This is a genomic window from Candidatus Nitrosarchaeum limnium BG20, assembly GCF_000241145.1.
Taxonomy (GTDB): domain Archaea; phylum Thermoproteota; class Nitrososphaeria; order Nitrososphaerales; family Nitrosopumilaceae; genus Nitrosarchaeum; species Nitrosarchaeum limnae.
Genome location: NZ_AHJG01000321.1, coordinates 1 through 1258 on the forward strand (window position 1 = coordinate 1; position 1258 = coordinate 1258).

General features: G+C 31.6%; 2 protein-coding genes. Both read right to left on the reverse strand.

Annotated elements, in window-relative coordinates:
- On the reverse strand, positions 1–305 hold a 305-nt coding region (locus BG20_RS11095), incomplete at its 3' end, for a sirohydrochlorin chelatase (protein WP_010195485.1).
- Positions 302–1258 (reverse strand): cobalt-precorrin 5A hydrolase (locus BG20_RS11100; protein ID WP_010195487.1); only part of this gene is annotated, 957 nt, incomplete at its 5' end. The genes BG20_RS11100 and BG20_RS11095, both read right to left, overlap by 4 nt.

Sequence of the window (1258 nt, forward strand, 5' to 3'; positions counted from 1 at the left end):
CTCATTGGTTTTGTTACGACAAATTTTACTTTGGTATCTTTCTGAAATTTCATAACATCCGTAACTGCATTCTTTACTTTTTTACCAGGGTATAGAAAATATGGAACTATTGTTAAATGATCAATGTCTTGTTTGAGACATTTTTCAATTCCATCTTCAATGTATGGAGGCTCTACTTCAAGAAAACAATATTCTGCAAACACATAATCTCTTTTTGCCTTTATGGCATCACAAATAATCTCTAATTCTTCTGATGCCTCTCTTTCTCTACTTCCTCGATCAATTAGTAACAATCCACGCTTCAATCTACTATCCTCGCTATTGCTATGGTCAAATTTGGTGGAAATTTTTGTTTCTCGACAATTAATTTCCCTCTAGATACTTTGATTGCAGCTGCCTCTGATACACTAGAAGTTCCCTCAAACGCTTTTACGGTATCTGACGGATTTGGTGCAGAAATTTCAGCTAGTTCTTCTCGTTCTATATACTCCACAATAATACCCATTTCTTTTCCAATATCAACTAGTCCTTTGATGTCTTCTGGTTTTTTAATTGAGACTAACTTTGCAATGGATTTTTCACTTAGTTTGAATTTTTGTAAACAAAAATCTATTCCCTTCTTTATGGTTTGCTTTGGTGTATCCCAATGTAATCCAATTCCTATTACTAAACTAGGAGGTCTATAAACAACAGAATTCTTAAGAAAATCACCTTCTACAATTTTATCAGAAATTATTAGATATCCCTTAGAATTTGAATTTATCATTTCTTCTAAACTTGAATAAATTTTTACATTTTTTGGTAATTCTTTTACCCAATCTTTCCTTCCAATTTCTTGGTAAACCCCTATGTTCTCTTCATTTACCATGTATGCACTAACTTTAGTTACTGTAGAATCATCATCTATTTTCCACCCAAAATCTTTTCCAACAAGATCAACTGCTATTGTTTTATTGACATCAGCAGCAGTAGTGATTACTGGTGTGGCATTAAGTTTTTGAGCAACAATTTGCGTTAATTCATTTGCACCACCTAAGTGTCCAGATAACATACTAATTACAAAATCAGCTTTATCATCAATCACAATTACTGCCGGATCTGTTTTTTTATCTTTTAAATATGGTGCAATCAGTCTAATTACAGCACCCAAAGAAAATAAACAAATCAATGCAGTATTGTTTTTAAAAAGTTCAACAATTTTTTCAGATGTAGATTCTTTATACCAAATTATTTGATTATCATTATTTGAAAATTTAGC